Origin of the sequence: Collinsella sp. LCP19S3_B7, from assembly GCF_052121795.1 — a bacterium.
Lineage (GTDB): Bacteria > Actinomycetota > Coriobacteriia > Coriobacteriales > Coriobacteriaceae > Collinsella.
In genome coordinates this window covers 26,129-52,439 of record NZ_JBQKDO010000014.1, presented here as the reverse complement: position 1 = coordinate 52,439, position 26,311 = coordinate 26,129, and the positions used below count along the sequence as shown (strand labels likewise).

At 61.5% G+C, this 26,311-nt stretch carries 22 protein-coding genes; 14 read left to right on the top strand and 8 right to left on the bottom strand.

Annotation, left to right across the window (positions count from 1 at the left end):
- Positions 1-421 precede the first annotated feature (421 nt).
- The 3 genes from ACTQW0_RS06925 to ACTQW0_RS06915 form a co-directional block, all read right to left on the bottom strand.
- Positions 422-829 carry a GtrA family protein gene (locus ACTQW0_RS06925; RefSeq protein ID WP_370450581.1) on the bottom strand — a complete coding sequence of 136 codons (408 nt, stop codon included), beginning with the start codon at positions 827-829 and terminating at the stop codon, positions 422-424.
- Between the two features lie 219 nt (positions 830-1,048).
- Positions 1,049-1,444, bottom strand: coding sequence for a GtrA family protein (locus ACTQW0_RS06920; protein WP_427728966.1), 396 nt, complete (start codon positions 1,442-1,444; stop codon positions 1,049-1,051).
- A 78-nt stretch (positions 1,445-1,522) separates the two neighbouring features.
- Entirely contained in the window at positions 1,523-3,439 is a 1,917-nt protein-coding gene (locus ACTQW0_RS06915; protein ID WP_441546380.1) for a fructose-1,6-bisphosphatase, read from the bottom strand.
- 318 nt (positions 3,440-3,757) lie between these two features.
- Between ACTQW0_RS06915 and ACTQW0_RS06910 the strand changes: the two genes are divergently transcribed.
- Complete coding sequence (locus ACTQW0_RS06910; protein WP_441567500.1) at positions 3,758-4,648, top strand: DegV family protein; 891 nt, start codon at positions 3,758-3,760, stop codon at positions 4,646-4,648.
- Positions 4,649-4,755: 107 nt separating this feature from the next.
- On the opposite strand, the gene ACTQW0_RS06905 is transcribed toward ACTQW0_RS06910, so the two are convergent.
- Positions 4,756-5,847, bottom strand: a complete 1,092-nt coding sequence (locus ACTQW0_RS06905; protein ID WP_441567499.1) for a hypothetical protein — start codon at positions 5,845-5,847, stop codon at positions 4,756-4,758.
- Positions 5,848-6,037: 190 nt separating this feature from the next.
- On the opposite strand from ACTQW0_RS06905, the gene ACTQW0_RS06900 reads away from it, so the two are divergent.
- Entirely contained in the window at positions 6,038-6,208 is a 171-nt protein-coding gene (locus ACTQW0_RS06900) for a hypothetical protein (protein WP_441567497.1), read from the top strand.
- A gap of 21 nt (positions 6,209-6,229) precedes the next feature.
- On the opposite strand, the gene ACTQW0_RS06895 is transcribed toward ACTQW0_RS06900, so the two are convergent.
- Both ACTQW0_RS06895 and ACTQW0_RS06890 read right to left on the bottom strand, forming a co-directional pair.
- Entirely contained in the window at positions 6,230-7,333 is a 1,104-nt protein-coding gene (locus ACTQW0_RS06895; protein ID WP_441567495.1) for an RsmB/NOP family class I SAM-dependent RNA methyltransferase, read from the bottom strand.
- Positions 7,334-7,484: 151 nt separating this feature from the next.
- Positions 7,485-9,635, bottom strand: a complete 2,151-nt coding sequence (locus ACTQW0_RS06890) for a methionine--tRNA ligase (RefSeq protein ID WP_441567493.1) — start codon at positions 9,633-9,635, stop codon at positions 7,485-7,487.
- Between the two features lie 132 nt (positions 9,636-9,767).
- On the opposite strand from ACTQW0_RS06890, the gene ACTQW0_RS06885 reads away from it, so the two are divergent.
- The 3 genes from ACTQW0_RS06885 to queA all read left to right on the top strand — a co-directional run bounded on the left by ACTQW0_RS06885 (position 9,768) and on the right by queA (position 12,328).
- A complete protein-coding gene (locus tag ACTQW0_RS06885) occupies positions 9,768-10,337 on the top strand; it encodes a DUF3267 domain-containing protein (RefSeq protein WP_441567491.1) in 570 nt (189 codons plus the stop codon).
- Positions 10,338-10,470: 133 nt separating this feature from the next.
- Complete coding sequence (locus ACTQW0_RS06880; protein WP_441545492.1) at positions 10,471-11,046, top strand: epoxyqueuosine reductase QueH; 576 nt, start codon at positions 10,471-10,473, stop codon at positions 11,044-11,046.
- Between the two features lie 70 nt (positions 11,047-11,116).
- Entirely contained in the window at positions 11,117-12,328 is a 1,212-nt protein-coding gene (queA, locus tag ACTQW0_RS06875) for a tRNA preQ1(34) S-adenosylmethionine ribosyltransferase-isomerase QueA (RefSeq protein WP_441567502.1), read from the top strand.
- A 399-nt stretch (positions 12,329-12,727) separates the two neighbouring features.
- Here queA and ACTQW0_RS06870 read toward each other — a convergent pair whose 3' ends face one another.
- Positions 12,728-14,500, bottom strand: coding sequence for a hypothetical protein (locus ACTQW0_RS06870; protein WP_441567489.1), 1,773 nt, complete (start codon positions 14,498-14,500; stop codon positions 12,728-12,730).
- 233 nt (positions 14,501-14,733) lie between these two features.
- On the opposite strand from ACTQW0_RS06870, the gene tgt reads away from it, so the two are divergent.
- Positions 14,734-15,873, top strand: a complete 1,140-nt coding sequence (gene tgt, locus ACTQW0_RS06865; protein WP_441041950.1) for a tRNA guanosine(34) transglycosylase Tgt — start codon at positions 14,734-14,736, stop codon at positions 15,871-15,873.
- 233 nt (positions 15,874-16,106) lie between these two features.
- The gene (locus ACTQW0_RS06860; RefSeq protein WP_154515782.1) at positions 16,107-16,865 is read left to right on the top strand and encodes a TIGR00730 family Rossman fold protein; all 759 of its coding nucleotides are present in this window, start codon (positions 16,107-16,109) and stop codon (positions 16,863-16,865) included.
- A 168-nt stretch (positions 16,866-17,033) separates the two neighbouring features.
- On the opposite strand, the gene ACTQW0_RS06855 is transcribed toward ACTQW0_RS06860, so the two are convergent.
- A complete protein-coding gene (locus tag ACTQW0_RS06855; protein WP_441545490.1) occupies positions 17,034-17,894 on the bottom strand; it encodes a DegV family protein in 861 nt (286 codons plus the stop codon).
- 150 nt (positions 17,895-18,044) lie between these two features.
- Between ACTQW0_RS06855 and ACTQW0_RS06850 the strand changes: the two genes are divergently transcribed.
- From ACTQW0_RS06850 to ACTQW0_RS06820, 7 genes are all read left to right on the top strand, one after another.
- Positions 18,045-18,713 (top strand): HAD hydrolase-like protein, encoded by a 669-nt coding sequence (locus ACTQW0_RS06850; protein WP_441546807.1) that lies wholly within the window; start codon positions 18,045-18,047, stop codon positions 18,711-18,713.
- A 54-nt stretch (positions 18,714-18,767) separates the two neighbouring features.
- Positions 18,768-20,204 carry a M20 family metallopeptidase gene (locus ACTQW0_RS06845; protein ID WP_441567487.1) on the top strand — a complete coding sequence of 479 codons (1,437 nt, stop codon included), beginning with the start codon at positions 18,768-18,770 and terminating at the stop codon, positions 20,202-20,204.
- 293 nt (positions 20,205-20,497) lie between these two features.
- Entirely contained in the window at positions 20,498-21,433 is a 936-nt protein-coding gene (locus ACTQW0_RS06840; protein ID WP_441567485.1) for a phosphate ABC transporter substrate-binding protein, read from the top strand.
- Between the two features lie 24 nt (positions 21,434-21,457).
- Positions 21,458-22,366 (top strand): phosphate ABC transporter permease subunit PstC, encoded by a 909-nt coding sequence (gene pstC, locus ACTQW0_RS06835; protein ID WP_427795762.1) that lies wholly within the window; start codon positions 21,458-21,460, stop codon positions 22,364-22,366.
- A complete protein-coding gene (gene pstA, locus ACTQW0_RS06830; protein WP_427795763.1) occupies positions 22,359-23,285 on the top strand; it encodes a phosphate ABC transporter permease PstA in 927 nt (308 codons plus the stop codon). The genes pstC and pstA overlap by 8 nt, the downstream gene beginning before the upstream one ends.
- Positions 23,282-24,154 carry a phosphate ABC transporter ATP-binding protein PstB gene (gene pstB, locus ACTQW0_RS06825; RefSeq protein ID WP_441567483.1) on the top strand — a complete coding sequence of 291 codons (873 nt, stop codon included), beginning with the start codon at positions 23,282-23,284 and terminating at the stop codon, positions 24,152-24,154. Before pstA ends, pstB begins: the two co-directional genes overlap by 4 nt.
- Before the next feature lie 297 nt (positions 24,155-24,451).
- Positions 24,452-26,311: an ABC-F family ATP-binding cassette domain-containing protein gene (locus ACTQW0_RS06820; RefSeq protein ID WP_427794612.1), complete on the top strand. Its 1,860-nt coding sequence runs from the start codon at positions 24,452-24,454 to the stop codon at positions 26,309-26,311.

The window sequence follows — 26,311 nt, the reverse complement described above, 5'->3', positions numbered from 1 at the left end:
CCGATACAATACGGAGAGGCGCAGCGATGCGCTCGGCGGCCGCACGCCGGCCGAGTTCCGCGCCGCGCTGGGAAGGGCCGCGTAACGGTCCAAGAAATCGTCCGCAGTCCCCGGGTTTCGGAAAGCGTGTCCCGCTCTGGGGGCTCATTCCGGGATGGACTTTCCGCATGGGGGCTCATCTGGAAACTGCGTCCCGTTCTGTTGACTGATTCCGGGACACAGTTTCCGCTAGGACGGCGTTGCGGAAGCTGCATCCCATTCTGAGGCTGCAATCTGGGATACACTTTCCGGAACGGCGTTCATGGGGAAATTGCGTCCCATTCATGCACCGTAGCCCGCCTTCCTCGGCAGACTCTGCAAACAAAAAGCCGGTTGGAACGAGAATTCCAACCGGCTGCGAAGCGAGATTATGTTGGGCCGTCTACGACCGTGCGCCTTCGAGGAAAAAGCGACGGCTAAAGTAGTTGTACCAGGTGACCAGGAACGTGGCGATGGCCTTCATGGCCTGGTAGCCGATGCTCAAAAACGTGACGCCCACAAACATGTACAGGTCGTTGAGGCCCAGACCGATTACCGACAGGATGGTAAAGATCGTGAACTCGCGCTTACGGCTCATGCCCTCGCGATGGTCGAACACGTACTTCATGCTGAGCCAGTAGTTAACCACGACGGACGTGGTAAACGAGACCGTCGTGCTCATCAAAAAGTCGAGGTGGAACAGCTCGACGAGCGCAATAAGCATGCCCCAGTCGACGCCAAAGGAGATAAGACCCACGACAGCGAACTTGAGGAACTGCTTGGTATGAGGTTGTGCCAGCGCGTTACGCACGTAATCACATCCAATGCGTTGATGAATCGAGCAACGAGATACTTTAGAGCTTTTGCATGGCAAACGTAAGGTCTTTGGCAAGAACTATACGAACTCGCCAAATATTCAAGAGGTAATCTGCAAACGCTGCAAATCTTCCCGTAAACGAGCAAGGCCCAGGCAACGCTACGCTTGACGCGCGTCATCCGCAGGTCCCCGTAGTGCAACGAGGAGGCCGAGCTATTTGGTCTGCTCGCCCTCTAGGAAGATCTTTCGCGTTACAAAGTTGTAGACCATGACGAGCGCGGTAGCGCAAATCTTGGCGATATTGGCCTCGAGGCCCAGGCCGGCGTTGAGGGCAAGCACGATGCCGTCGTTGAGCGCCAGGCCAATAACGGATAGCACGACAAAGATGATGAACTCGCGGCGGCGGCTCATGCCCTCCTTGTGTGCAAACACGTACTTCATGCTCGCGACGTAGTTAAAGATGAGCGAGACGATAAAACCGCTGGTGTTGGCGATCAAGATGTTGAGGCCCAGGCCGTAGTGGAGCAGATTCATGATGCCAAAGTCGATGACGGTGGCAACGACGCCGACGACGCCAAACTTTATGATCTGCGCAAGGAGCTTTTGCATGGTACCTGCCTTAGGGTGGCGCCGGGGCGCCGCGGGGATGACAAACCTAGCAAGTTTAACCAATCCCCGCAGGCGGGGCTAGGAGCGCTCCTCGATAGCACCGTTTCTATATGCATCGAGGAGCTGGCGCAGGTCTTGGATCTGACTGCGAATCTTGACGCCGGTATCGGTGTCGCTCACCATGCGGCGCCGGTCGGCCTCGTCAAAGCGGTTGGTCTCGCTTTCGATATCGATGTTGCGGGTGAGCGCCTCGGCAACGCTGGTAAAGGCCTGGTGCGACTTGAGGCGGCATCCGCGCGAGCTCGAGATGAGCGTGTAACCGGCGATGCCCGTTTTGGGGTGGTAGGCGCGACAGAAACCGCCGTCGATGACCAGCAACTTTCCGTTGGCGCGGATGGGCTGCTCGCCCTTGGTGGTCTTGACGGGCGTATGGCCGTTGATGATATGGCCCGTCGGCGAGCAAGCCATGGGGGCGACGCCAAACTCCCGCATGATGTCGTCGCAAACGGACGAGGACGTGGTGAGCGTGTAGTACGGGTCCATCGGCTCGACCCATGTGCTCTTGTCGGCAATGTAGGCGCGCTCGAAGGTGCGCACCACGCGTCCGCTGGCGGGTGAGTTAAAGCCGATCCACAGGTACCACATCCAGTCGAGGGCATCGCGGTCGCCGACGCGCCAGGCGCGACGGGCGATATAGTCGCAAAAATCAAAATAATCGCGGCCAGCGTGCCAGGTACCCAGGCAGTTCATGCTGCTAAAGGTGCCGTCTTCGTTGAGCGGTACGCAGCCGTGGAACAGCAGATTGCCGTTGGCGACCTTATACATGGAGCCGTGGGTATAGAGGAAATCGATGTGGCGATGCAGATGATCGGCGGTGACAAATTCGGACACGAGCTTGTCGATGATGTGCTGCTCCTCGGGCGTGAGCGTGTAGGGGTCCGCTGGATCGACGGTGGGGAAGTCGTTGGTCGTGAGCGGCCACACGCTGCCGTCGGCGAGGGTGACCGTGCCGGCGTCGTGATCGACCTTGTCGAGCAGAAGACGGTCGGCCATGTCGAACTCGGGGTGGCGCTGGATAATCTGGCCCTCGAGCTTAAAGAGCAGAACGTTGATGGCTTTGATGAGCGGGCTGATGGGCTCGCCGGCGGTATAGGTGGCGTTGGCAAAGGCGACAAGCTCGCGCAGCGAGATGCCGTAGTCGTTCTCGAGAATCTCGTAGTTGTCGTAGCGCAGGTTGTTGCGTAGCACCGTGGCGATGCAGGCAGGCTCGCCGGCAGCGGCGCCCATCCACAACAGATCGTGGTTGCCCCACTGAATATCGAGCGAATGATAGGTGAGCAGGCGGTCCATAATCTTGGCCGCGCCGCCGCCGCGGTCAAAGATGTCGCCCACCAAGTGCAGGTGGTCCACGGCGAGGCGCTTGATGAGTGAGGCGAGCGACTCGATAAAGTCGTCGGCGCTGGCGGTCTCCAAGATGGATTCGATAATGCGCTCGTGATAACGCACGCGGTAGTTGTTCTCGTCCGGATGCGTGTGCAGCAGCTCGTCGATGATGTAGGCGTAATCTCGCGGGATGGCCTTACGTACCTTGGAGCGGGTGTAGCGGCTCGAAAGCGAGCGGGCAACCACAATGAGCTGGTTGAGCATGGTCTTGTACCAGGTGGGCGAGTCCTCGTGCCGGCTGCGGACCAGATCGATCTTCTCGCGCGGGTAGTAGATGAGCGTGCACAGCTCGCCCTTTTCGTTAAAGGAGAGCGTGTCGCCAAAGATTTCGTCGACATGCTCGCGCACGACGCCCGAGCAGTTGTTGAGGATGTGCATAAAGGCTTCGTACTCGCCATGCACATCGCTCATAAAATGCTCGGTGCCCTTGGGTAGGTTGAGGATGGCCGAGAGGTTGATGATCTCGGTGAATGCGGATTGCTCGGTGGGGAACTGTCTCGACAGCAGGCGCAGATACTTGAAGTCTTGCGGATTGCGATCGAATGCGACCATGAAACACCTTCCGATGGGGTTGGTAAAACTGATAAACAGCGTCAAACGTTTATCAGTATGCGCTGCTTTTGTTTCGATTGGGGTTAGGAGATTGAATTGTTGGCCGAACGGTTTGCTAAATCGATTTAGTCGAGGTAGATATGGCGGTTGAGTGGAGACGTAGGGTCGTTTTTGCAGGCGCATACCTCCGGGATCGCTAGAGATGATGGCGGTAAAGATGTTCACTACCTTTGGTTCAATTTGGTAAATAACGGACATTTGTACCGTATTCACGCATGCTGTGCGATAATTTGCGCAGCAATGAGTAAGGAGCCTCATATGAGTGATTTTGTCCTGACCTGTGAATCCGCCGCCGATCGAACCCGTGAGTTCTTTGCGTCGCGCAATATTCCTGTCGTGTGTTTTCATTACGAGATCGACGATGTTGTCTATACGGACGATCTGTATCAGTCGATTACGCCGGACGAGTTTTTTGCTCAGATTGCCGCGGGCGCCATGCCCAAGACGTCTCAGGTGAGCGTGGGTGAGTACGAGGAGTTTTGGGAGCCGCTTGTTGCCGAGGGTAAAGACGTGCTGCACCTGACGTTGTCGTCGGGTATTTCGGGCACGTATGGATCGGCCTGCGTTGCGGCGCAGATGCTCGCGGATCGCTATCCCCAGGGCGGCAAGGTGCGCGTCATCGATTCGCTGTCGGCGTCTTCGGGCCTTGGCCTGCTGGCGGAATGTGCCGCCGACGTTCGCGATGGCGGCGCTTCGCTCGACGAGACGGCCGCTTGGATTGAGGAGCATAAACTCAACCTGCACCACTGGTTCTTCTCGACCGATCTGTCGAGCTACCTGCGCGGCGGTCGCATTTCGGCCGCGAGCGCGATCATCGGCACGGCACTCAAGATTTGCCCGCTTATGACGGTCGATTGCGAAGGTGAGCTGGCGCCGCGTGAGAAGATTCGCACCAAGAAGCGCGCGATTTCCGAGATGGCTAAGACCATGATGGCGCACGTGCAGGGCGGTGCGGATTATTCGGGTAAGTGCATCATGTCGCACTCGGCGTGTCGCGAGGATGCCGAGGCAGTTGCGGCGCTGATCGAGGAACAGGTTCCGCAGCTTAAAGGCAAGATTGAGATTAATGACATCGGTACTCTGATTGGCTCGCATACCGGACCTGGTACGGTGGCGCTCTTCTTTATGGGCGACAAGCGCGTGGACTAACGTTTGTGGGCTGGCTGACGGTTTTAACGGCTACGCCTATCCTCCTGACATTTGATAACAGAAAAAGGCCCGTCCCGTTGTTTGCGGGGCGGGCCTTGCTGTTGCGGCTAGCGTTTCTTTCCGCGGAAGAAAAAGCCGTGTAGCGAGGGCTTGAGTCCGCGGTTGGCACGACGCTCCTCGATATGATCGTGGATCGAGGCGACGCGTTCGATGACCTCGTCGGGAATCGGCACGTCGGGATTCATGTTCTCGACTTGGCTGACCTCGGCGGCGGCGACCTGGTCGATAATGGGCACATCGTCGCGCGAGATGACAGGCGTGGCGTCTTCCTTCATCTTGCGGTAGCGCTCCATCATGTCGGTTTGCAGCTGCTGGGCCGAAGGCGGCGTCCAGATGATAGCGTTGGCGCCGGCGGCGATGGTTTCGCGGATGCTCTCGGGCGTCTTGCCACCCGGTGCGATGAGTGGCAGGCTGGGATAGTGCTCTCGCAGTTCGCGTAGGACCTGGGGTGTGTTTTTGCCGGCGGCGATGTTGAGGATCTTGGCCCCGGCGCGCACCTTGGCGTGGGCATCGTCATCGCAGCGAACGACCGTGGCGATGACGGGGATGTCGGCGATGTTGGTGATGTGCTCGACCATCTCGGCGGTAGCGGGGGAGTTGACCACGCACCCCGCCGCGCCCTGCATCTCGGAGACGGCCGCCATCTGCACGGAGCGCTTGCCGGTGGTGGTACCGCCGCCAACGCCCACAAAGACCGGGCACTCGGCAACAGTCAGCAGCGCCTGCGTAATGGCGGGCTGCGGCGTGAAGGGGTAGACGGCAAACACGGCGTCGGCATTGGAGTTGCGGATGACCGCCACGTCGGTGGTGTAGATGAGCGATTTGATGCGGCGTCCAAAGAGCGTAAAGCCGCTGGCCTCCTCGATCTCATCGGGCATGCGGAGGGCCGCCTTGCGCAGGCGCCCGTCGATGGGCAGCGGCTCCATGGGCAAAAGGCCGCTGGGGGTTACGGCCACCTGGGGCTCGGTAAATTCGTCCGCAAGCTCAACCTCTGAGAAATCGACCGAGGCGACGATGTCCTCGTGAACCTCGGCGGGAACATCGATGGGGGTTTGGTCGTTCGTCGCGGCGGGCGTGTCGAAGGAGCTGGTGGCGACAAAAGCGTCAACACGCTCGTTCAAATCGTTGAGAGAATCCATTGCGGTCCGTTTCTATAATGTGCGGTCGGCAGCGTGCGACCGGCGCTACGTTGCTAAAACGTTTGACGAGTTGATTTTTCCCCGCCGCGCCATCCGTTAGACTGAAGGGCCGCGAACGTGAAGGAGCTGTGGTGGCGGGAATCGAGGTGCTATCTTGGATGTCCCGTATACAAAAGAGAGGTGACGCGGTATGGAAATCTCGACATTATTGAGCTCGATTGGCCTATGCGTGGGCGCAATCGTAGCCGCCGCGGTCATCTACTTTGTGGTTACGGCCATTAAGGGCAAAAGAGCCGAGCGCAAGGAACGCGAGGCACTTAAGCAGCACCGTGACCAGCAGGACAAGCGCGTACGGAGATAGCTTGTTGAGTTGGTCCGTGCGCTAGCTGCGTTTTCGGATCAGAGCGATGTAGAAGCCCTCAAAGTCGCGGCTAGGCGGGATGGTCAGCGTGCCGGGCATGCCGTTGGCGACGGACGAGACGTGGCCGGTGGCGATGGCCTCGGTGAGGGCGTTGCTCTCGACGCGTGGCTCTTCGCCAGCTTCCTGAGCACGGCGCGCTTCGCTTTCGCTCGGCGTGCCGTCGAGGGGGATGAGCTCGCAGTCCATGTGTTTGTCGAGGGTCTCTTGCAGGGCGTCCTCGTTTTCCTGCGGCAAGATCGAACAAGTCGAATAGACGAGCGTGCCGCCTGGCTTGAGGGCGCCCATGGCGCGGTCCAGAAGCGCGCGCTGCGAGCGGGCGCACTTGCAGAGCAGCTGCTCGGTCAGGCCGCGCAGACTTTTCTCGTTGCCGCTGATGACGGTGCCCGTGCCGGTGCAGGGGGCGTCGAGCAGGATGCGGTCAAAGCGGAAGAACTCGTCAAGCTCGCGTGCGTCGATACGCATGACGGGTACGTTTTTGGCGCCCTGGCGGTCCAAGTTGGCCTCGAGCTTTTCGGCGCGGGGAATGCTCATCTCGCAGGCGGTGAGGTGCGCCTGTCCCTGGGTGAGGGCGGCGATCTGCGTCGTCTTGCCGCCGGGGGCCGCGCACATGTCCAGGATATCCTCGCCGGCCTGAGCGCCCAGCACCAAAGGAGGCATCATGGACGACAGGCTCTGCAGGTAGATCATGCCGTTGCGGTAGATGTCGAGATCCCACAGATCGGATACCTGGGCCTCGGGCAGGATGAAAGCGTCCGGGTACCAGGCAACGGTTTGGTGGGCGATGCCGGCTGCGTCGAGCGCGGCGGCGATGTCCTCGGCGGTCGCCTTGAGCGTGTTGGCGCGCAGCGTGACCGGGCGCGTGGCTGCGGCGCCGAAGCCCTCGATCATGAGCTCGGCATCGGCAGGCGCATAGGCGCCGGCGACCGTGTCGACCAGAAAGCGCGGCAGGTCGGCGGCGGAGTGTTGGGCGGCAAGCTGGTCGGAAAGCTCGGTAGCGGCAAACTGCCTGAGCTTGAGCTCGGGCTTAACCTGCTTTTTCTGCTTACGACGACGCGGCTTGGACATCCGTCTTTCCTTCCCATTCCATTAAAAGTAGTCAATTTGGGACGGGGCTATTTTAGCTGCCCGTCCGTTTCGGCAGGCGTTGCAGTTAAATTTGGGACGGGGTAGCTAAAATAGCCCCGTCCCAAATTGACTAGTCTGCCTTGGCGTTTGTCTAGTACTGGCTCTCGTGCTTGCTGAAGAAGTCGAAGCGCGGGGGCAGCGGCTTTACGCGGTGCTCGCCGGGCTTCTCGCCCAGGCTCTCCACAAACTCGTCCGTGGAGGCAAAGATGTTGTCCCAGCTAAAGAAGGCGACCGGATCAACGTCGAAGTACTCGCAGATGAGCTCGCAGCCGGCCGGGACGATGCCGTGCATGAGCACGGTCGCCACGCGCAGCTCGGTAAAGGCGTCAACCAGTGCCTGCGTCATTGCGGCGTTTGCCTCGCTACCCTCGAGCTTGTTGGCAGCCTTGGAGGCATCGCTCCAGCGCTTGTTGGCGGCACGCAGGTAGTCGTCGCACACGGCGAGCGCGCGGTGCGTCTCGAACTTGTACATGGCCTGCTCAAAGGCGAGAGCTGCCTGCTGGGCGGCTTCGACCACGGTGGCGGAGGCGGCACCGGCGGGGATGCAGCCGTTGCGGTAGGGGCTCTCGTCGCCCTCCTTGACGGCGACGCCGTAGAAGCAGCTGCGGGCCAGGCGGTTGAACACGCCGGTCAAAAGCGCGCTCTCCTTAAGGGCCGGGTCGATAACGCGCTTGTCGTCGCAGGCGCGCACCTCGTTGCCGTCCTTGTCCTTGCCGGTCACGCGTGTGTCATATGCCTTGGGGCTAAAGCTCACCGGCTTCTCGGACAGGCCGAGCGACAGCCAATGCGCACGCATCTGCTCGCAGGTGTAGTGGTTGAGCAGGTCGTCTGCCGGCGGGGGAGGCGTCTGCGAGGACGAGCTGGCTTTTTTGCCCATGTAGAGCAGGTGATAGCAGGCGCTGACGGTGCTCTGCGTGAGGTTCCAACCCAGGGCCTCCCACATGGCGGTCTGCGCGATGCAGTAGAAGTAGATGTTGTCTTGACCGATAAACTGGTAGATCTGTGCGTCGTCCGAGCACCACCAGTCGCGCCAGTCGAGCGAGCTGTGCTGGTAGGTGGGCGCGGGGACCTGCGTGGAATCGGCGGCGGGCTCGCCCATGAGGGCGGCATCCTGGGCGGCGACGCCCTCGGTCACGCCGGCGGCGCGGGCATCGCGGGCGAGCACGGTACGCGTATAGCTGATGGGCGCCCACAGGCTCTCGGGCCAGCACCAGCAGGTGACATCGGTCACGCCGTCGACCTCGGGCACCGGAACGCCCCAGTCGATGTTGCCGGTGATGCGGAAGGGCACGAGCGCCTTGCCGCTACGGAAGCGCACGCCGCCGTTGGCGAGCACCGCGTGGGCGTCGTCGCGCTCCTTCCAGCTGGGGAAGGTAACGGTAAAACTGCTCTTGTTGCCCTCGGGCTCCAGCACGGTGTGCTCGGGAAGCTGGTCCTCGACGGCGTCGAAGGCCTCGCGGAACTTGTTCTGGATGTAGAGCTGTGCCGGCAGCAGCCACTCCTCCATGGTCTTGGAGACCACGGAGCGAACCTGCGGGTTTTGGGCGAGCTTGGCGGTGTAGGTCTTCATAAAGTCGAGGTAGGCCGGCAGGTCGAAGTAGAGGTTGTCGACCGGGCGCAGCTCGGGCACCTCGCCGGTGAGCTGGCTCTTGGGCGCGATGAGCTCCTCGGGCTCAAACTGGTGGCCCAGGTCGCACTCGTCGGCATAAGCCTTCTCGGACTTGCAACCTTGGATGGGGCAGCGGCCGATGACCTGGCGACCGTTGAGGAACGTGCCGGCCTTGGCGTCGTAGAACTGAAGGGTAGAGCGCTTGGAGATGGTGCCCTGCTCGCGCAGGCGCTCGATAATCTCGGCGGTCACCTTGTTGTGAATCTGCGCCGCCGGCTCAAGGCCCGAGCCGCCGTAGATGTCGCAGCTGATGTTGTAGTTATTGAGGGTCGCGGCCTGACGGGAGTGATTGGACTCGACATACTCGCTAATGGACTTATCGTAGCCCTCGTTCTCCTTGAGCTTGCGGTAGCTCTCCATGATGGGCGAGCCATAGCAGTCGGTGCCCGAGGTGAAGATGACGTTCTCGCGGCCCAGGCGGTCGCGCAGGAAGCGGGCGAAGAAGTCGGCCGGGACAAAGACGCCGCCAACGTGGCCAAAGTGAAGACCCTTGTTGCCATAGGGCTCGCCGGCGGTAACGATGGCGCGGCGGGGCCAGCTGGGACGGTCGTTCATGGAGTATTTGGATGCCATGGGACTCCTTCTCATATGGTGAGAGCGCGGCCGGGCGCGGGGCTCGGCGACGCGGTGGTGAATTCGTGCATATCGTTCGACATTATCGCACATGCGGACGGGTACGTGGCAGGGGCGCTATCCTAAGATGCTATGAATGAGATTTCCAACATACATGCGTTTGAAGACGAGGATTTCCTGCACGCTTGCTTTGTGTGGGGGATGGCCGTGCTTGGCGCATTTGCCGTGTGCCTGGTGCCGGTGTTTATGCTGCTGGGTGGGCCCGCGGACTTGGACGCGGCTGACGCGGGTGGCTGGATGGCTGTCTTGGGCTGGATAGTCGGCTTGGCAGCGGTTTCGGCGGCGTCATTTGCCGTGCACGAGTTGGTGCACGGCGTGTTCTTTAAGCTGCTGGCTCCTGCGGGCGCGCAGGTTACCTTTGGGGCGAACCTCGAGACGTGCATGCTTTACGCCTGCGCCGAGGGCGTGGTGTATTCGCGCCGGCGGTACGTGGCAGTTTGTCTGGCGCCGACGGTTGTTGTGACGACGGCGTTTGCCTTGGGGTTTGCGTTTTCGGGCTATCCGCTGCTGTGCTACCTGTCAGCCGGCTTGCATTTGTCGGGCTGTGTGGGCGACTGGTATTACGTGCGGACCATTTTGCGCGACCGCCGCATTGTCGCCTGCGAGGACACGTCCTTTGGCGTGCGCTTTTTTGGTCAGTAGTCTTTTTGGGACGGGGCTATTTTGACTACTTTCCTGTTGATGCAGGTATTTGGAACTGCTTGACGTTTAAAAGTAGTCAAAATAGCCCCGTCCCAAAAAGACTACCCTGGGCAAAGATTGGGAGGAGATGTCCATGAAGCCGCTGCTGCTGCATGCGTGCTGTGCGCCGTGCTCGCTGGAGCCGGTTCGTCTGCTGCGTGAGGAGGGGTTTGAGCCCACGATTTGCTGGACCAACCCCAATATTCAGCCGCGCGATGAATGGCAGCGCCGCTTGGATGAGCTTCGCCGGTGGTGTGCCGATGGCGACATCGAGCTCATCGAGGCGGGGGAGGACCGCGAGCGCTGGGAGGCCGGCGTGGCCCCGCTGGGCGCCGATCGACCCCGTCGCTGTCGTGCGTGCTATGCCCTGCGCCTGGCCGAGGCATGCCGTGTGGCCCAGGAGCGCGGGTTTGAGTTTGTGGGTACGACGCTCGCCGTCTCGCCGTATCAGTTGTTCGAAACCTGCAACGATGTGTTGGAGCGTCTGGCTGCCTCCCGCGGTCTCACCCCGGTGATTCGCGATTTTCGCCCGTATTATCCCGAGGCGACACGCCGTTCGCGCGAGCTGGGCATGTATCGGCAGAACTATTGCGGCTGCCGATTCTCGGCCGTCGAGGCGGCCATGGACCGCGCCCGCATCCGCGACGAGCGCAAAGCGTCCAAAAAGTAGTCCTTTTGGGCTGGCAGCCTGCTAGGATGTAGAGCGGATTTTAGCTATATAAGGAGTATTCGACGTGTCTATGCGTACCGATGATTTTGACTACAACCTTCCTGAGGAACTGATTGCCCAGGCTCCTGCCGAGCCGCGCGACTCCTGCCGCCTGCTGGTGGTGGATCGCAAGGGCTCCCAGGCGGGAACGCCACTGGAGCATGGCGGCACCGTCGAGCACCGCATCTTCCGCGACATCATCGACTATATCGAGCCGGGTGACGTGCTCGTCATCAACCAGACGCGCGTGATGCCGGCCCGCCTTATCGGTCGCAAGGCCGGCTCGGGCGGCGTGGTCGAAACGCTGCTGCTCAAGCGCCGCGAGGACGTGGATCCGCTGGGTCACGTTTGGGAGTGCTTGGTCAAGCCGGGCAAGCGTCTAAAGCCCAGCGCTCAGATTGAGTATCGCGCGGGTGGTGCCCATGCGCCCGAGGGTGCTCCCGTGGTGCTGACGGCCGAGGTCGTCGACTTTGTCACCGATAGCCGCGGCGGCCGCCTGGTGCGTTTTGAGCCAGCCGGTTGCAATGCCGCCGGCGAGCCGCGCACGCTCGATGAAGCCATCCATGCTGCCGGCCACGTGCCGCTGCCGCCCTACATTACCGATTACGAGGGCGATCCCGAGAAGTACCAGACCGTCTACGCCATGAAGGAGGAGCACTCAGCTGCCGCTCCCACGGCGGGCCTGCACTTTACTCCCGAGCTCATGGCCGCTATCGAGGCCAAGGGTGCGAAGTTTGCCGCTGTCGAGCTCGAGGTGGGCATCGATACCTTCCGTCTGGTGGAGGAGGACGACCCCACGCAGCACGTGATGCACACCGAGCGCTATCACGTGTCGCAGGAGGTTGTCGACGCCGTGCATAAGGCTAAGGCCGAGGGGCATCGCGTGATTGCTGTCGGTACCACCGCAGTCCGCTCGCTCGAGAGTGCGTTTGACGCGGACGCGCCGGTGTCCGATCCGGCTGTGACGGCGCGCTATTTTGAGGGCCGTAAGGACGGAGCCGACACGCTCGGCCGTGGTGACATCGTGGCGCGCGAGAACGCGACAACGCAGCTCTACCTCATGCCCGGCTCGACCTATCACGTGGTCGACGCGCTGATCACTAACTTCCATGTTCCGCGCTCCACACTCATGATGCTCGTGAGCGCACTTGCCACCCGCGATCAGATCATGGATGCCTATGCCGCCGCTATCGAGCAGCGCTACCGCTTCTTCAGCTTTGGCGACGCCATGCTCATTTGTTAGTTACGCGGTTCTACGAACCGCGTAACTGCTCGACGCTGCGCGGGCCGCATTTGGACAATCTGACGTTCAACTTCAAGGGCGCGACCAGAAGGTCAGAGCCCTTTCGTTTCACGTCACCTTGCCTCAAATGCGACCCGCTCGCTGTCGCTGCCAAAACATCGGCATTTCTTTGGTTGTCAAGAGATTGCCGTTCTGGCGGGTTTTCGCTGACTTCGCCAAAACATTGGCGTTGCCGTGGTTCAACCTGCCAAAAAGGGACAGGTTTATTTTGGCAGGTTTTATCTGGGCAAACGTTGTTGGTGCAATGGGGACTGCTTTATATGCACCAAGTTGGTGCAAAGTAGCCTGGCCCCTTTGCACCAATCAAAACGTTGCGGTGAGTGTTTTTTGGCAGCTGGTTTACTTGCTCGCGAACAGCCAGATTAGGACGATCACGAGGATTACGGTGACAATGCAGACGATTGCGCCGGTGAATTTGACGCGTGAGTCACGGGTGCGCTCGCGCACGTCGTTCTCGGCGGCTTCGAGCTGAGCCACTTCGCGCTCGGTTTCGGCACGCTCGTCCTTATCGCGAGCCAGGGAGCCCGCGAGCGATTCGGTGATCTCGGGATGGTTGTGCACCTCGGTCGCCTGCTCGATGATCGACTGCGCATGCGCGACGTCCGCCTGGGCATTGGCGATAGCCTGCTCTTGCTCTTGACGCGCTTTGTCCTCGGTGACGATCTTCTCGCGTAATTCGCGCTGGCGCGTTGCAGCGGCCGCCTTTGCGGTCTGCAGCTCGTCGCGCGCGGCATCGGCCTCGGCCGTCACGGCCTGATGGGCGCGCTTGGCGTCGGCGATGGGGGCTTGCGCCTGCTCGACGGCGTGCTCGGCGGCTGCGAGCGAGTGCTCAAGATCGGCGGTGATGCGCGGGACATCTTCCTCGGCTTTACGCAGGGCATCAGCCGTGTCGGAGATCTGCATCGAAAGCTCGCTGGTGCGCACCGTATAGTTGGCGGGATTTGCCGAGGGATTGCGCTGCAGCTCGGCATACTCACGGCGCAACGTTTCGAGTTGAGCACGCGTGGCGTCGACGGTTTGCTGCGCTGCGGCAACGCCGGCGTCGCGCTCGGCCTGTACCTTGTCGCGGATGCGCTTGGAATCCTCGAGACGTCGTACGAGGCGGTTACCGGTCTCGCGCGAGCTGGCTTCGCGCGCTTCGACGGCATCGAGTGCGGCTTTGAGACGCCGCTCGGTGGCGTCGTCCTCTTCTTTTATTTGTTCGAGCTGCGCTTTGAGCTCTGTTGTCTTGGCGGCATGGGTATCGCGGCCGATTTCTGCCGCCGCGGCGGCCTTTTGTGCCGTGGCGATTGCCTGGCGCTGGTCGGCGACAATCTGGTCGTAACGCCCTGCGATATCCTGGCGCGTCTCGAGCTCCTCTCCTTGATCGGCGATGCGCTGATCAAGTTCGGCCAGGTGGGCACGAGCGTCCGCGAGCGCCTTCTTTGCGGCGTTCATCTCGCGCATGGCAGAGGCGCCCTGGGCGATAAAAGTGCCTACGGCGTTTGCTGTATTTGAGACGGCGGTTCCCAGATCGCGGCTGGCTGCAGAGGCGTGTGGAGCGGTCGGGTGACCGGCGTCGGCCGTACCCGCATCGGGCGCCTGCGACGTGGCGATATTGCCGGTGCCACCCTCGATCACGGAAAATCCGGCAGTGTGCGGGTCAACTGCATCTGCGCCAATTGTAGGGTGCTCGAGCTGTAAGAACGAAGGTACGGTGCTGCCTTGGTCGGCAACGGGGGTCTCGCCAGGCACGAAGGTCGATGCGGCCTCGGCGGCCTTCTCTTCTTCGGCGTCCACATCGGCGTCGGCCACGGCGTCTTTCATCGCTTTGACGGCATCCATCATGGAGTCCATGACGGCATCGAGCTCTTCTTCCGAAGATACCTCGATGGGGCCTGCCGCCTGTGGCGCGGGGTCCGCTTCGGGCTCGGCGTCGTTCGACTCCGGTTGCTCGCCTTCGTCATGCTCGACAGTATCGCCTGTGTCTGTGGCCTTGTCCGCACCGGCGTGCGCATCATCGGCGGATGCATCGACGGAAGCGGCGACGCAGGTAGGAGTGCTGCAGTCGTTGACGGCGTCTGCGGAATCATCAATATGCTGCTGAGTCTGGGGGTCCAGCTCGTCTGTCATAGGCATGTGCTCCTCATCGTTGATTGTCACCCTATGATAAAGTCTCGCGCCGGCATCCCGCGCGCCGCAGCAAAGTTTCAAAACGTGTTCGATGGCTCGCTTGGATAGCAAAAATTTGGCCGCTCTATTCAGTTTGCGCTTGACATTTCCTTCTCCGAAAGACGTTATGCCGTTCACCTGCCGCGGTCTTTATAATGGTTTGCGTATGAACCGCAACCAAGGAGTTCCAGTTTATGGACCAGAGCCTATTTAAATTCGACCTGATCGCCGAGGATCCGACGACGCATGCGCGTGCCGGCGTGCTGCACACCCCGCACGGCGACATCGAGACACCGATCTTTATGCCCGTGGGCACCAAGGCAAACGTCAAGGGCATTCCTACCGAGACTGTCAAGCAGCTCGGCGCCCAGATCGTGCTCGCCAATACCTATCACCTGTCCATGCGTCCCGGCGAGGACACCATCGCCGAGTTGGGTGGTCTGCACAAGTTTATGAACTGGCATGGCCCCATCCTCACTGATTCCGGCGGTTTCCAGGTGTTCAGCCACAACGACGCCGTCAAGCTCACCGACGAGGGCGTGCGCTTTATCGTCAACGACTACGACGGCCGCCACGTGTTCTGGACGCCCGAGGACAACATGGAAATCGCCATGAAGCTCGGCTCCGACATCTGCATGCAGCTCGACCAGTGCCCGGGCTATCCCGCCACGCGCGCCTACGTTGAGCGCGCCGTTGAGCTGTCGAGCATGTGGGCCGAGCGCTGCTATAAAGCTCATACCCGCGACGACCAGGCGCTCTTTGGCATCGTTCAGGGTGGCATGCATCTGGACCTGCGCCTGCGTTCGCTGCGCCATCTGGAGGAGTGCGGTGACTTCCCCGGTTACGGCATTGGCGGCTACTCGGTGGGCGAGGACCACGAGACCATGTTTGAGACGCTCGCACCGCTCGCGAGCGAGTACATGCCCAAACATAAGCCGCGCTACCTGATGGGCGTCGGCAACCCGACGACGCTCGTGCGTGGTGTAGGCGTGGGCATCGACATGTTCGACTGCGTGTTGCCGACGCGTACCGGCCGCATGGGGACGGCGTTTTCGAGCGAGGGTCGCCTTAACTTCCGCAACGCCCGCTTTGCGCACGACGACGGCCCCATCGATCCCACCTGCACCTGCCCGGTGTGCACGGGCGGCTACAGCCGTGCGCTCATTCGCCACATGGTCACGCAGAAGGAGATGCTCGGCGGCATTTTGCTTTCGATGCACAACATCTACTACCTGCTCAACCTTATGCAGCGTGCCCGCCAGGCCATTATCGAGGGCCACTACGGTGCGTTCGTGAGCGACTGGATGAACAGCCCCGCGGCAGTGGATTACTAAGAGCTGCGGGTTCGCTTACGGGGGCGCTCGCGCGGTGTCGAGGCTACGTGCCAATCGACCGTGCGTAACCGGCGCCGGGCATCGCATGCGTCGGCATCGGTTGCACGACCTCTGACCGATGCCTTGCAAGCGCTTGATGCATCGTGGGTACCATACCGAATGGTTGATGTTCGGGCGGGTGTTTGACGCATGGCGTCGACCCCGCCCGTTTCTATTTTCGATAGGAGTATCCCATGATTAAGAATGAGAACGTCGAGGGCGAGCCGGCCTACGACGAGACGTACCGACGCGGCCCCGTGGTTATGCGCGGCCCTATGATTCCTAAGGACAACACCTACGCCAACCTGCTGGCGCCCGAGGACTCGACTGACTGGTTGCACGCCGACCCGTGGCGTGTGCTGCGCATTCAGGCCGAGTTTGTCGATGGCTTCGGCGCGCTTGCCGAGCTCGGGCCCGCGGTGACCATCTTCGGCAGTGCCCGCACGCCCAAGACCGATCCGCTCTACAAGGCGGCGCGCACGGTCGGCCGCAAGATCGCGCAGCGCGGCGTGGCGGTTATCACCGGCGGTGGTCCTGGCATTATGGAGGCGGCCAACAGGGGAGCGGCGAGCGCCAACGGCAAGTCGGTCGGCTTGGGTATTGAGCTTCCGCACGAGCATGGGCTCAACAAATACGTGAACCTCGGCATGGACTTCCGTTACTTCTTTGTGCGCAAGACCATGTTTGTCAAATACAGCTCGGGCGCCATCGTGTTTCCCGGTGGCTTTGGTACGCTCGACGAGATGTTTGAGGTGCTTACGCTGGTGCAGACGCACAAGGTCAAGCGCATGCCGCTTGTTTTGGTGGGCAGCGAATACTGGCAGGGCCTATTCGACTGGCTCAACGGCCCGGTGATGGATGCCGGCATGATCAGCCCACTCGATCCAGACCTCGTCCACATCACCGATGACCTCAACGAGGCCGTCGATATTGTCCTGAGCGGGCTGATGTAGGGTAGGTAAAATGGGACGGGGCTAAAAAGACTGGTCTGAAACGTTTGATATCAGTCTTTTTGGCCCCGTCCCAAATGAACTGCTTCCAAGTTGCGGTGGAATAGGGATTGATTTGCGGTTGATAAGCCAAAAACAGTCCCTATTCCACCGCAAGTGGTAAAGGTGCCCCTAGTGGATGGGCTGGTAGCGGGGACAGTAGCTGATGGCGATGGCGTCGACGCCTACGTGGGTGGCGATGGTGCAGCCGATGGGGCCGGTGCCGGCGTCTACGTAGTTCTGGCCTGCGAGCGCTTGGTTGACGAGCTCCTGCTCCTCGGCGGCGCCGGTCGTGAGCACACGTACGCTGGAGCCCGGGTGCTCGGCCAAAAATGCGAGGCAATCTGCCATGGTGTTGGTGACGATGCGCTTGGCGCCACGACCCTTTTTGATCGCCTTGATCTCGCCCGATTTCCACTCCGGCGAAACGGCCAGGCGAATATTGAGCATCTGCGTGAGCTGGCCGGCGAGCTTGGGCGCGCGGCCGTTCTTAACGAGGTTCTCGAGCGTGCGGGGAATCAGCAGCAGATGGGCGTCGGGCAGCGTCGCGCGGATCTGCGCTTCGGTCTCGTCCAGGCTGCGGCCGTCCTCACGCATGGCCAGCGCGTACTCCACCAGCAGGCCCTCGGCACCCGAGCCGGTGCGCGAATCGATGCAGCGCACGTCGAGCTCGTGCGCTTCGGCCGTCAGGCTGGCGTTGGCATAGCAGGCGGACCACTCACTGCACAGTGAGATAAAGATGGCGCTATCGTGGCCGTCGGCGCGCACGCGGTCAAAGAGTGCCTTGAACTCGCCGGCGCTTGGCTGCGAGGTGTGCGGCAGCTGCTTGGATCCGGCCATGCGGGCGACGTATTCCTCGGCGGTAATCTGCACCTGGTCGAGCAGGTCTTCGCCTTCGATAATCACATGAAGTGGAATCACGTAAATGCCGAGCTCTTGGGCGCGGGCGGGGGAGATGTCCGACGTGGAGTCGGTTATGATGGCAAAAGACATAATTGCACCTTTCGTTGGGGCGCTTGCGCGCCGCCTTCTGAGAGCAAAGTGCGACAAGTATAGTAGAGTCGCTCCACATTGCTAGGTTCAATTGTTGAATAGTCAACAGTTTGAAGTGTCGGTGTGGAAATCGTCAACTGGGGAAGAGGGATGTCGATGGAGGCGCTGGAGATATGCAAGCGGCCGGTCGTGCTGTTTGATTTTGACGGCACGGTGGCCGATACGGGCCGGGCGGTGATGACCTCGACGCGTAAAACGCTGGCTGCGCGCGGGTTTTCTGAGGCGCAGATGGGTGACCTGCGCCGCATGATCGGGCCTCCGTTGTGGAAGAGCTTCCACGACTTTTACGGCTTCTCGCGCGAGGAGTCGCTTGTGGTGGCCGACGAGTACCGTGCCTTTTTTGATGAGCTGGGACCGGAAGAGTACCCCGTATTCGATGGAATTCCCGAACTGCTCGATGGCCTGGCCGCCCAGGGGCATCACTTGGCCGTGGCGACGTCGCGCATGGAGGCAAAGTGCATCGACATGGTGGGCGAGCTGGGGCTTTCGCAGTTTGAGGCGGTGGTCGGTATGAATCCGCCGCAGGGGCGCGAGACCAAGGCCGATTCGGTTCGCGATGCCCTGGCGGCGCTCGGCGCGACGGCGGACGATGCCGTGATGATCGGCGATCGCTTTAACGATGTGGAGGGCGCGCACGCAAGGGGCGTGCCGTGCATTGGCATCTATTCGGGTGCGGCGGTGCCGGGCGAGCACGAGGCGGCGGGTGCCGATGCAGTGGTGCACTCGGTGGCCGAGCTTGCTAAACTTTTCGCCATCTAATGACGTTATGCGAGGGGCGGGTGTGGCCGTCGCTCATTGGTAAGGAGGTCGTCCATGAATCAGGTGGAGCAGAGCGTTACCGAGTATGTCGACGAGATCTGGGAAGATGTCGTTGCCGATATCGAGCGGCTGGTGAGCTATCCGTCCGTGGCCGTTGCTGCCCATGCGGAGCCCGGTGCGCCGTTTGGCCGCCCGGTCCGTGATGCGCTCGATTGTGCGCTCGGCATTGCGCAAAAGCTCGGCTACCAGACGAGCGACGACGAGGGCTATGTGGGCATCGCCGACATTCCCGGCCGCGGCGATAAGCAGCTTGCGACCATCTGCCATGTGGATGTGGTGCCCGCCGGTCCCGGTTGGAATACCGACCCGTTTGCGATGGAGCGCCGCGAGGGCTGGCTGCTCGGTCGTGGCGTGATCGACGACAAGGGCCCGGCCGTGTTGTCGCTCTACGCCGGTGCCTACCTGATCAAGCACGGCATTGTGCCGCGCTATACCTTCCGCGCGCTGCTGGGCTGCGATGAGGAAGTGGGCATGTCCGACGTTCACCATTATCTGGAGAACCACGCAGACCCCGACTTTTTGTTTACGCCCGATGCCGAGTTCCCGGTCTGCAATGCCGAGAAGGGCCAGTTTGGGGCGACGTTTGTGAGCTCCAAGATCGACGGCGGGCGCATCGTATCGTGGAGCGGTGCCGAGGCGAGCAACGCCATTCCGTCGCAGTCTATCTGCGAGCTCGCGATTGCCGCCGATGAGCTGCCGGCGCCCGTTGAGAACGCCGACCGCCTGGAGATCACGGCGCTCGATAACGGGCATGCGCGGATTTTCGCCCACGGTATTGGCGGTCACGCTTCGATGCCTGAGGGAACGATCAATGCCGTCGGCCTCATCGTGGCGTATCTGCGCGAGGCCGAGGACGCGTTTGGCGCACGCGACGAGCGCCTGCTGACGCCCGCCGAGCACGAGTTTGTCAAGTTTCTGACCTTTGTACATGCGGATGCCTATGGCCACGGCCTGGGTATCGACGCGACGAGCCCGGCGTTTGGCCCGCTCACGTGCAACCCCGGTGTTATCCGTGTGATGGATGGCCATATTGAGCAGGTCATCGACGTACGTTTCCCCGACAGCACGAGCGCCGATACCATCTGCGAGCAGCTCGAGCCGCTCGTGGGCCGCTTTGGCGTGACGTGCCGTGTGGGTCGTGCAAAGGTGCCGTTCTCGGTGTCCGCCGACGATCCGGCCGTGAAGGCGCTTATTGATACCTATAACGAGTTTACGGGCAAGCATGCCGAGCCCTTTGCCATGGGCGGCGGCACGTACGCGCGCAACTTTGCCCGCGCCGTGTCGTTTGGTCCCGAGGAAACCGGCCTGGAGCTGCCCGTATGGGGCGGCCAGATGCACGGCCCCAACGAGTGTGCCAACGAGGAACAGCTCAAGCAGGCGCTCAAGATCTATATTGTTGCGATCCTCCGTTTGAATGAATTAGAGCTTTAAGGTTACGCGGTTTCCTAATCTAAGTTGCGATGGAATAGTTCCTAGAATGGGCCATTTGATGGCCAAGCAGGAACTATTTCACCGCAACTTTGTTTTTATTGGTGTAAAAGGCGGGCCATGCTTGGGGGCGGGTTTGTTATTCGTTTGTAAAGCCGAGTCGCGCTTGCGGTAAGGGTCTATCAAATGCCCGTAAGAAACCGTAGTTGGCGCGGGCACCGCCCGATCGAGGCCGTATCTTTCCAAACAGCAAAGCGGGCAGGGTGCCCGCGAGTCGCATGTATGAAAGGAAGATTATGCTCGATCAGGCTTATTCTCGTCGTCAGTTCCTCGGCCTCGCTGGTGGTCTTGCCAGCTTCGTGGGCCTCGGCCTCGTTGGTTGCGGCGGCGCAGGCGCTTCCAACGCCGCCGACAAGGGCAGCGCCGCTGCCGAGTCCGTCTCCGGCGAGGTGACCTACGACGGCGCCTCCTCGTTCCAGGCTCTCGTCGAGGCCGCTGCCGAGAAGTTCATGGACGCCAACCCGGACGTCTCCGTCTCTGGCTCGGGCAACGGTTCGGGCAAGGGCCTGACCGCCGTTGCCGCCGGTACCGTCACCATCGGTAACTCCGACGTCTTCGCCGAGACCAAGCTCGAGGCCGACCAGGTCAAGAACCTCGTCGACCACGAGGTCGCCGTCGTGGGCATGGGTCCCGTCGTCTCCAAGAACGTGAAGGTCGACGACTTGTCCCTCGAGCAGCTCAAGGGCATCTTCTCCGGCCAGATCACCAACTGGAAGGAGGTCGGCGGCGACGACGCCACCATCGTCGTTCTCAACCGCAAGGCCGGCTCCGGCACCCGCGCCACCTTCGAGGCCGCCGTCTTTGGTGACGAGGCCGTCGACTTTAAGGGCGACGCCGAGCTCGACAAGTCCGGCGACGTCCAGACTCAGATGGCCAGCACCGACAACGCCATCTCCTACCTCGACTTCTCGCACTTCGACGACTCCAAGTTTAACGCCATCAAGATCGAGGGCGTGGAGCCCAAGAGCGCAAACGTCACCGACGACTCCTTTAAGATCTGGGCGACCGAGCACATGTACTGCGCAAAGGACGCCGACGATGCCACCAAGGCCTTCCTGGAGTTCATGCTTTCCGACGACGTCCAGGGCAGACTTGTCGAGGAGCAGGGCTTTATCCCCGTCTCTGCCATGAAGGTCGTCAAGGACGCCAGCGGCAAGGTCTCCGCTAAATAAGTAATCGCCCCGGAAAGGTTTGCAATGGCAAAACAGCTGCCAAAGCGCGACCTTGAGAACGTGGGCCTGGGCGTCACGGGCGCGTGCGTAGCGCTCGTGACGCTTGTCGTTGCCGCGCTCATCTTTATGGTCGCCCAAAAGGGCCTCTCGGCTTTTCTCAAGGACGGCGTTTCGGTCGTCGAGTTCTTTACCGGCACCAAGTGGGACCTGGCCAACACGGCCAAAAACGGCCTGCCCTATACCGGCGCCCTGCCCCTGATCGTCACCTCGTTTGCGGTCATGGTGCTCTCCACGCTTATCGCGCTGCCCATCGCCATCGGCTCTGCTATCTTTGCGGTCGAGATTAGCCCTAAGTTTGGCTCCAAGGTGTTTCAGCCGCTTATTGAGCTTTTGACCGGCATTCCCTCGGTCGTCTTTGGCCTGGTCGGCTTTCACGTGGTCGTCGGTCTTATGAAGAGCGTTTTCCACGTGAGCACGGGCCTGGGCATCTTGCCCGGCGCCATTGTGCTGGCCGTCATGATCTTGCCGACGATGACCACCCTTTCGGTCGATGGCCTGCGTGCCGTGCCCGATAGCTACCGTCAGGGTTCGCTCGCGCTGGGCTACACCCGCTGGCAGACCATCTGGCACGTGGTACTCAAATCCGCCATGCCGTCGCTCATGACCGCGGTCATCCTTGGCATGACCCGTGCCTTTGGCGAGACGCTCGCCGTGCGCATGGTTATCGGCGGCATCGAGGCCATGCCGACGTCGTTGCTGTCGCCGGCCTCCACCATCACCACCACGCTCACCACGTCCATGGCGGTCTATGCCGAGGGCTCGGCCCAAGACGATGTCCTGTGGGCGCTCGGTCTGCTGCTGATGGGCATGAGCCTCATCTTTATCCTGATCATCCACCTTATCGGCCGCAAGGGGGCGAAGGCTCGTGGCTAGCACGCGCATTCATATCGACGAGGCGAGACTCAGGCGCGTCCAAAAGCAGGACCGCATCGCCACGGGCGTGCTGACGGCAATCGTCGCCATCGTCATGCTCATCGTCGTCTCCATGGTGGCCTATATTCTGTTCGAGGGCATCTCGACGCTGTTCCAGCCGGGCTTTCTCACGCAGCCCGCGCGCGCCAACGGAACCCAGGGCGGCGTGCTCTATCAGCTGTTCGACTCGTTCTATCTGCTGTTGATCACCCTAGGTATCTCGGTGCCCATCAGCTTGGGCGGCGCGGTCTTCCTGGTTGAGTACGCGCCGGACGGCCCCATCCGCGACATCGCCTCCACCGCCATCGAGACGCTGTCCTCGCTGCCTTCCATCGTCGTCGGCATGTTCGGCTTTCTGGTCTTCTCGGTGCAGCTGGGCTGGAAGTACTCCATCATCTCCGGCGCCGTCGCGCTCACCATGTTCAACATCCCCATCCTGGTGCGCGTGATCCAGCAGGCGCTCGAGGACGTGCCGCAGGCCCAGCGCGATGCGTGCCTGGCCATGGGCCTCACCCGCTGGGAGGCCACGCTGCACATCCTGATCCCCGAGGCCATGCCCGCCATCGTGACCGGTATCGTGCTTTCGGCCGGCCGCGTGTTTGGCGAGGCCGCGGCGCTGCTCTTTACCTCGGGCATGAGCTCGCCGGTGCGTCTGAACTTCTTGAGCTTTAACCTGTCGAGTCCCACTTGCGCCTGGAACGTGTTCCGCCCCGGTGAGTCGCTCGCCGTGCACATCTATAAGATCTACGGCGAGGGCAGCCCCGAGGCACAGCAGATTGTTTGGGGCACCGCGGCACTGCTGATGATCTGCGTGCTGCTGTTTAACGTAGTCGCCCGTATCGTGGGCAAGCAACTGGCAAGGAGGATGACGGCCGAATGAGCGAGATAAATGAAACGCCCGCAACCGAGGCGGCCGCGTCCGAGACCCAGGACTTTTTGTCGAGCGTGGGGGAGAGCGAGAAGCGCGTGCGCGTAAGCGGCAAAGCCGTGAGCGACAAGGTCGTGCTTTCCACCAAGGACGTCAACGTTTACTATGGCGACCACCATGCGCTGCACGATACGTCGCTCGGCTTTCACAAGGGCGAGATCACGGCGCTCATCGGGCCTTCGGGCTGCGGTAAGTCGACCTTTTTGCGCAGCCTCAACCTTATGAATCGCGAGATTCGCGGCTGCCGCGTGGAGGGCGAGATCAACTATCGCGGGCGCAACGTGAACACCAAGACCGAGAACACCTACGAGCTGCGTCGCTCCATTGGCATGGTGTTCCAGCAGCCCAACCCCTTTCGCAAGTCCATTCGCGACAACATCACGTTTGCGCCCAAACGCCACGGCATTACTGACCGCGACGAGCTCGATCGCATGGTCGAGGAAAGCCTGCGCGGCGCGGCGCTGTGGGACGAGGTCAAGGACAAGCTCGACAAGAGCGCCTACGCGCTTTCGGGCGGCCAGCAGCAACGCCTGTGCATTGCGCGCACGCTGGCGCTCAATCCCGATGTGATTCTGTTTGACGAGCCCTGCTCGGCGCTCGACCCCATCTCGACGCTGGCAATCGAGGACCTGATGTCATCGATTGTTGCCGATCGCGCCATCGTCATCGTGACGCACAACATGGAGCAGGCGGCGCGCGTGTCCAACCGCACGGCGTTTTTCTACATGGGCGATATGGTCGAGTACGACGAGACCGACGAGATTTTCCAACGGCCCAAGGATAAGCGGCTGAATGATTACCTCACCGGCATGTTCTCCTAGTCCGGGACATGCTTGAGGCCCGCGGCGGCCATGGTTGCCGCGGGACTGATTGGAGAGGCGGGCCATCTCTTGCGGGAGATGGCCCGCCTTTTTGTGTCGTGTGCGGCCGTCGACCTACCAAAAAGGGACAGGTTTATTTTGGCAGGTTTAACGTTTTACCACGGAGTGCCCTTGGACTACACTGACGTTTGCCCAGATAAAACCTGCCAAAATAAACCTGTCCCTTTTTGGTAGGTTTTGGGGTGGGGCTCGCTGCTATCATGGACAACGTTGAATTTCTACAAAGGAGCAGGGCATATGGCGATTCTTTTGGGATGCGATTCCGTCAGCCTAGAGTTTCCCACCAAGCATATTTTCGATAGCGTGACGCTTGGCGTGGACGAGGGCGACCGCATTGGCATCGTCGGTAAAAACGGCGACGGCAAGTCGACGCTGCTGAGTGTGCTCGCCGGCACACTGGAGCCCGACGACGGCCGCGTGACGCATCGCCGCGACACGACGATCGGATTGCTCGGCCAAAAGGACAATCTGGTCGATACCGACACCGTGCATCATGCCGTCGTCGGCGACACGCCCGAGTACGAATGGGCCTCGAGCCCGCGTACGCGCCAGATCCTGGCCGGCCTTATTAGCGATGTGCCCTGGGAGGGCACGGTGGGCGAGCTTTCGGGCGGTCAGCGCCGCCGCGTGGACCTCGCGCGCCTGCTGATCGGCGACTACGATGTGCTCATGCTCGACGAGCCCACCAACCACCTGGACATGCGCACCATCAACTGGCTCGCGCGCCACTTAAAGGCCCGCTGGCAGCGCGGCCAGGGCGCCATGCTCGTGGTCACGCACGACCGTTGGTTCTTGGACGAGGTCTGCACCAGCATGTGGGAGGTCCACGACGGCCAGGTCGATCCCTTCGAGGGCGGCTACTCCGCGTATATCCTTCAGCGCGTAGAGCGCGACCGCATGGCCGCCGTTACCGAGGAGCGCCGTCGCAACATGGCGCGCAAGGAGCTCGCGTGGCTGAGCCGCGGCGCACAGGCGCGCTCCACCAAGCCCAAGTTTCGTGTGGAGGCCGCTCGCGAGCTCATCGCCGACGTGCCGCCCGTGCGCGACGAGCTGGAGCTCAAGCGCCTGGCGGTGAGTCGCCTGGGCAAGCAGGTTATCGACGTGGTCGACGTGGACGCCGGCTATGCCGATACCGACGGCGCGCCCAAGCAAGTGCTCTCCGACGTGACCTGGCTCATTGGTGCGGGCGACCGCTATGGTCTTTTGGGCGAGAACGGCGCCGGCAAGTCCACACTGCTCGATGTGATTCAGGGCAAGATCGCGCCCCTGCGCGGCCGCGTGAAGATTGGCCAGACGGTGCGCTTTGGCGTGCTGTCGCAGCAGCTCGAGGAGCTCGAGCCCTACATGGGCGACACGATCCGCGAGGTGCTCAGCAACTACAAGAAGTACTACGTTATCGATGGCAAGGAGACCTCGCCCGAGAAGCTCTGCGAGCGTCTGGGCTTTACGACGCAGCAGCTCTGGAGTCGTATCGGCGATCTTTCGGGCGGACAGCGCCGTCGCCTATCGCTGCTGCTGACGATCTTGGACGAGCCCAATGTGCTCATCCTGGACGAGCCCGGCAACGACCTGGATACCGACATGCTGGCGATTGTCGAGGACCTGCTCGATGGTTGGCCCGGCACGTTGATTCTGGTAACGCATGACCGCTTTTTGATGGAGCGCGTGACCGACCAGCAGTGGGCGCTGCTCGACGGCCACCTGACGCATATGCCCGGCGGCGTCGACCAGTACCTGCGCCTGTGCAACGCCACCGCCGAGGGCGAGCCCGTGGGTGCGCCGAGCGCCAAGACCGGCACGTTTGACACCGGTGCCGCGGCAGCTGCGGCCGAAAAGCCCAAGGCGAGCGGTCAGCCCAATGGCCTTTCCAACGCCGAGCGCCAGAAGCTCCGCCGCGAGGTGAGCTCGCTCGAGCGCAAGATGGAGACGCAGCGCGCTCGCGTGGAGGAGGCCGAGGCCGCGATGGCTCAGGTCGACCCCACCAACTACACGGCGCTGGGCGAGCAACAGGCAAAGATCGACGAGGCTCACGCCGCTATGGACGAGCTGGAGATGGCGTGGCTCGAGGCAAGCGAGAAGCTCGAGGGCGAGGAGTAG